6 protein-coding genes are annotated in these 6135 nt (G+C 41.7%); 4 read left to right on the top strand and 2 right to left on the bottom strand.

The window, feature by feature from the left end:
• A partial coding sequence (locus VNZ46_RS07215; RefSeq protein WP_325559406.1) for a glycoside hydrolase domain-containing protein occupies positions 1-358 on the top strand: 358 nt, incomplete at its 5' end.
• Entirely contained in the window at positions 359-3007 is a 2649-nt protein-coding gene (locus tag VNZ46_RS07220) for a glycoside hydrolase family 2 protein (protein ID WP_325559407.1), read from the top strand. It abuts the gene before it with no gap.
• A 60-nt stretch (positions 3008-3067) separates the two neighbouring features.
• Here VNZ46_RS07220 and VNZ46_RS07225 read toward each other — a convergent pair whose 3' ends face one another.
• Together VNZ46_RS07225 and VNZ46_RS07230 are read right to left on the bottom strand one after the other, a co-directional pair.
• The gene (locus VNZ46_RS07225; RefSeq protein ID WP_325559408.1) at positions 3068-4021 is read right to left on the bottom strand and encodes an EamA family transporter; all 954 of its coding nucleotides are present in this window, start codon (positions 4019-4021) and stop codon (positions 3068-3070) included.
• A 12-nt stretch (positions 4022-4033) separates the two neighbouring features.
• Complete coding sequence (locus tag VNZ46_RS07230) at positions 4034-4513, bottom strand: Lrp/AsnC family transcriptional regulator (protein WP_108549834.1); 480 nt, start codon at positions 4511-4513, stop codon at positions 4034-4036.
• 99 nt (positions 4514-4612) lie between these two features.
• Between VNZ46_RS07230 and VNZ46_RS07235 the strand changes: the two genes are divergently transcribed.
• Together VNZ46_RS07235 and VNZ46_RS07240 are read left to right on the top strand one after the other, a co-directional pair.
• Positions 4613-5467, top strand: coding sequence for a DMT family transporter (locus tag VNZ46_RS07235; protein WP_325559409.1), 855 nt, complete (start codon positions 4613-4615; stop codon positions 5465-5467).
• 67 nt (positions 5468-5534) lie between these two features.
• Positions 5535-6135, top strand: a 601-nt coding sequence (locus tag VNZ46_RS07240; protein ID WP_325559410.1) for a DUF4397 domain-containing protein, incomplete at its 3' end; no start/stop codon positions are given.

Consider the following 6135-nt stretch of genomic DNA (forward strand, 5'->3'; position numbering starts at 1 on the left):
ACCAGACGGTTTAGCGGGTAACGAAGATTGTGGCGCTATGTCTTCCTGGTATATATTCTCTGCTCTGGGCTTCTATCCTGAAAATCCGGCCAGTGGTGTTTATGTATTAGGCAGCCCGCTGTTTGATAAAGCAACCATCAATGTGGGGGCAGGTAAAACCTTCACTGTGCAGGCAAATGGCAACAGTCCCGAAAATATCTATATTCAAAGCATTACCCTTAATGGAAAGCCTTATAGCAAGAGCTTTATTACCCATCAGGACGTTGTTAAAGGCGGTACTATGGTGGTTAAAATGGGTAATAAACCTAATTACAACTTTGGTAAAGCAGTAGCTAACAGACCATATTCAGAAAAATAAATGAAGAAATTAGTTTTAACTCTATTATTAATTGCTGCGTTCCATCTGGGATTTTCTCAAAACAGATATGAACTGAACAGCGAATGGAAGTGCCTTCCTTTAAAGCAGGTACAAGCGGGCGGAGAGCAAATCTCTGCAACAGGATATGCCTTGTCTGGCTGGAAACCAGCAACTGTGCCTGGTACAGTATTGACAACGATGCTGAACAATAAAGAAGTCCCTGATCCATTTTATGGGATGAACAATGAAAAGATTCCGGATATTTATGTAACTGGCAGAGATTATTATACCTATTGGTTTGTTAAAGATTTTAAAGAGACGGCGACGGCCGGGCAACAAGTCTGGTTGAATTTCAGAGGGATCAATTATAGCTGCGATATTTTTTTAAACGGTAAAAAAGTAAATAGAACGCCTTATAAAGGAATGTTTATCCGCAAAGCGTTTAACATTACCTCTTTTCTGAATAAGGATGGAAAGAATAGATTGGCCGTGATTGTGTATCCGGCAGATGTTGTTGGGGATCCTAATGGAGGACAGGGAGGTGATGGAACGATTGCCCGTGGCGTAGCGCCTCAATACACGGCAGGTTGGGACTGGATCCGCCCAATAAGGGACCGTAATACAGGAATCTGGGATAAAGTATACATAGAGAAAACAGGTGCGGTTAATTTGAAGAATCCTCATGTCATTACTTATGTTCCCGGTAAACGCAATACAGAAGGTCCTCAGCAACCGGCCAGAATTCGCATGTCTGCTGAACTGGAAAATACTTCAGGTGTAAAGATGGACGGAGTACTCTCTTATATCGTCGAGGGCCAGAAGGTTTCTGTAAAAGTGAGTGTCCCGGCCGGTCAAACAACAGAAGTTCAGTTGCCCGATTTTGAACTGAAAAACCCTCGTTTATGGTGGCCGAATGGTTATGGTAAACAGGAGTTATATAAAACCAATATCCAGTTTACGCAAAATAATGGTCAGGTATCTGATCAGGAAGCTTTGTCTTTTGGTGTGCGTGAGATTCAAACTACATGGAATACCACAACCAACAGTAAAGAAATTTTGGTGAATGGTCAGAAGATCTTCATTAAAGGAGGCAACTGGATCATCTCCGATGCAATGCTTCGTTTTTCACAAGCCAGATATGATGCAGAAATTCGTTATCATAAGGATATGAATTTAAATCTCATCCGGATTTGGGGAGGTGCATTGGTGGAAAGACCCGAATTTTATGATGCCTGTGACAGGAATGGCTTATTGGTCATGCAGGATTTCTGGATGTCTGGAGACTGTAACGGACGCTGGCAGGATCCGGCGAAGAAAGATGACCAATGGACCAGGAGACAATATCCTGACGATCACCATCTTTTCCTGGAATCGGCAACAGATATGATTAAAATGGTGCGTAACCATGCTTCACTGGCCATCTGGTGTGGAGGAAATGAAATTACCCCACCAAATGATATTCTTGTGCCGCTAAGGGATTCTATTCTTCCAAAATTGGATGGGACAAGATGGTTTATCGATTATTCCAATTCGGATGAAATGTCTTTAAACACTATTGGGGGAAATGGAGATGGTCCTTATACCATACAACCCATTTCTACATTTTGGGAGAATAGGACGTTTCCGTTCAATTCTGAAGTGGGGTCCGTTGGAGTTGGTGATTACGAATCGCTGCAAAGATTCATCCCTGAAAAAAACCTGATTGCTCCAGAATATACAGGTAAGGATAAACACGGCCGGGCTGTGGAAAAAATAGATTCCGTATGGACCTATCATACTTATGATGGCGTAGGTTATGAAGCCTTTATTCTTCCATATGGAAAACCGGAAAATGCGAAGGATTTTGCTACGAAGGCACAATTGGTAAATTATGACCAATACCGCGGACTGATCGAAGGTTTTAGCTCACATATGTGGAACTGGTATACCGGGGTAATCATCTGGAAAACCCAAAACCCATGGACATCAACACGTGGACAGATGTATGATTATTACCTGGATCCCAATGCCTGTTTATATGGTCTGCGTTCTGGAAGTGAGATGCTGCACAGCATGTATAATCCTGTGGATGGTATGGTGAGTATAGCCAATAATGGCTTTCAGCAAAAGACAGACCTGATGCTTGTGGCTACTTCTTATGATATGAAAGGAAAGTCCAAGTTGTTGAATCAGATCTTCTGTTATATCGAGCCCTCTACGGTAAAAAAGATTTCTTCATTAAAACCGGTGGTGGATGCATTATCTGCTGAAGAAGGTTCTTTCCTTTCTTTGCAATTGCTGGACAGGAATAAAAAAGTTGTAAGCGATAACTTTTACTGGATTCCTGACCAGAAAGGAAATTACTCAGGATTGAATAGGATGCAAAAGACTACTTTAAAAGTGAGTACACGTCAGCTTGGCAGCAATAAAGTAGAAGTAACTCTGATCAATTCTGCTCAGAATCCGGTTGCTTTTTTTAACAGGATCGCCTTAGTAGATGCGGGTACGAAACAAAGAATACTCCCTGCATTTTACGATGATAATTATGTGTCATTGCCTCCTGGTGCAGAGAAAAAAGTGGTGGTTGAATATACTCCGGATTCCGGAAAGAAATATGGCGTAACCATTTCAGGTTGGAATGTGGAGTCTTCTTATACCGATATCCGGTAAATTTTATGATAATACAGAACAAAAAAGCCGTGGTTTTTAATAAATCACGGCTTTTTTGTTTTAAGGGGCCTGAGCCCCTGAGCTTTTATGTTGTCTGTATTTGGCCAGGTTGATCAGCAATACACTTCCCAGTATGATCAGCAGGCCAAAAAACTGTATAAGGCTAATCCTCTCGCTGGTAAATAATAAGCTGAGTACAACAGCAACTACAGGGTTTACGTAAGCATAAGTACTGACCTGTGTGGCCGGTCTCACTGTAAGGAGCCAAACATACGCACTAAAGGCGGCTATGGAGCCAAATAAGATCAGGTAAATGATCGATAGCCAGGCATCAAGGGGGACTGCTGTCCATTGAAAATTTTGGTACTCCGAATTGAGCAAGCTGCCGGGAATAAAAGCAATTCCTGCGGCCAGCATCTGCCAGGCAGTGCCTGCAGACACCGATATTTTATTGTCTGCATGATATTTTGAATAGAGTGAGCCACCCGCCCATCCTATAGGGCCAATAACCAGGAGGCACATTCCTGCAATCTGAACTGTACTTTGGGTGGTATTTAAAGCGTGCAGCAGTTGCTCTCCAAATAAAAAAATAACACCGATAAAACCTATAATCAGGCCGGCTACGGTAGACTTGCTCTGCAGGTTTTCTTTCCATTTTGGTTTGTCAAGTATCACAAACCAGATCGCAGCCGATGCCACCATAATAGCCACGAGTCCGCTTGGAATGACCTGTTCTACCCAGATCACAATGCCATTCCCGATCCCCAGCATCAGTAAGCCGCTAATGACAGCTGTTTTGATGCTTTTTCTGTCAAATATATTTTCGCCCTTTAATTTACACCAGCTCATCAGAAGAAGGCCCGCGAGGATAAAACGGAATGTACCCAAAAGAAATGGCGGGAAGCCGTTCAATGCTTTTTGAATAAAAAAATAAGTAGAGCCCCATACAATATAGACCGTAGCAAATGCAATGTAGACCAGGATGGGAGAGGCATTTTTTTGTAGACTCGACATACAAATTGTTATTTAGTGTTCAGGTATTTTTAGCTGTTGCTGCTCTTTTACGGTCTCCAGTACAATAGTGGTGCGAATAGAGAGTATGTTTTTTATTTTGCTAAAGGAATTGCGCATCAGCGCCATCAACGATGCAGAATCAGCCGTTCTCACCTTAACAAGGTAGCAGTCATCACCAGCAATGATATGTACTTCCTGTACCTCTTCAATTTTTGCGAGTTCTTTAGCGGTGTCTACACAACCAATGCTGTCTGAGGCTTTAAGAGAAATAAATGCCAGTAATTTAAGATCTATAGCTGCGGGGTTTATCCTTGTAGTGTACTGAACAATCACACCCTTTTGTTCGAGCTTCTTTACGCGTTCTAAAATAGCAGAGGGTGCCATTTCCAGATCTTTGGCAATTTGAACATTGGATATTCTGGCATTTTCCTGCATCAGTCTTAAAATGGCCAGGTCTATTTTGTCTAATGTAAGATTGTTTTCGATTATCATTCTGTAAATATAAGTATAAACAGAATAATATTCATAATTATATTGAAAATTGTGTTTTTTGTTCTATATTTGTGGCCCAATATTTTACCTTGAATTGTGATGAGAAAGAAACTTTTGAATTTACCACCCTTACCCGCTGTTTTACTGGCCATCATTAGTGTACAGGCGGGAGCGGCAATTGCAAAAGGTTTGTTTCCCATACTGGGGGCTGCAACAACAGCTTCCCTACGGATAGGATTGTCGGCATTAATTCTTCTATTGGTTAACCGGCCAAAATTTAAATCATTAACCCGCGTGCAATGGAAGGCAGTGATCCCTTACGGTTTGTGTCTTGGCGCCATGAACTTTATCTTCTATATGGCCATCAAAAGAATTCCTTTAGGGCTTGGCGTAACGCTTGAATTTATCGGGCCGCTTTTAGTGGCTATACTTGGATCCAAACGTATTGCAGATTATCTATGGGTTTTGCTGGCAGGTGCCGGAATCGCATTAATAGCCCCCTGGAATACAACAGGGATAGATCCCCTTGGTGTTGGGCTGGCTTTATTAGCTGGTGCCTTTTGGGCTGGCTACATTATTATGGGTGGTAAAATATCCCGCTTGATGAAAGGAAGTGATGCTGTCAGTATAGGAATGGTCTTCGCAACGGTACTGATCCTGCCCTTTGGTATGTCTAGTGGTGGTTTTTCTCAGCTTACACCTGTATTACTCTTTTCAGGTCTTGCTCTGGCTTTGTTATCAAGTGCAATTCCGTTTACACTCGAAATGCGGGCACTTCGTCAAATGCCTGCGCGTACTTTCAGTATTCTTATGAGCATGGAGCCTGGTATAGCTGCATTATGTGGTTTGGTTTTTCTGCATGAACACTTATCCTTTAAGGAATGGCTGGCGGTAACATTGGTGATCGTTGCAAGTGCAGGAGCAACGTTAACTGCGAAGCGGGACAAGCTCTAGTTGTTGTTTTGTTGTAGCGTTATTAATTTCATTCCCGTTTTAAAGGTAGTTACACTTAAACCTTTATATGAAGATGACATTTTTTACGAAATCAGCTAAGAAACATTTAATCGCGTCTGCATTAGTAATGCTTGGTATACTGGGCTTTCAATCCTGCAAAAAGGATGAAGCTCCGGTTAATTCAGACCTTGCTTATTTATCTGTGGTGAACACCTCGCCAACTTCTGCAACTTATAATTTTTACCTCAACGATGCTAAAGCAAATGGGACAAGTGCATTGCCTTTTGAAGGTTCTGTAGCCTATTTTCCTGTAAATGCAGGTGATTATAACGCGAAATTTACAACAGCATCGAATACCGAAAGTGTCATCACCAAAAAGATCTCCATAGCAAGAGAACAGGTGTATACTTTATTCCTGATTGATAAAGGAGATAAACTTGATTATTTGTTCAATACAGATGATGTAAGTAAAACCACTGAAAAAGCTTTTATCAGGTTTATTAATTTATCCCCCGATGCCGGTGCTTTGGATCTGGCTATAAAAGGAGGAGCGACAATTATAGGAGATAAGGCCTATAAAGCTGTCAGTACTTTTGTTGAGATTGATCCAAAGGCCTATGAATTTTCTATCCGGGATAAAGGCGCTGCCGATGCGAAATTTAGTCTGG

It is taken from the genome of Pedobacter sp. (genome assembly GCF_035566355.1).
Taxonomy (GTDB): Bacteria; Bacteroidota; Bacteroidia; order Sphingobacteriales; family Sphingobacteriaceae; genus Pedobacter.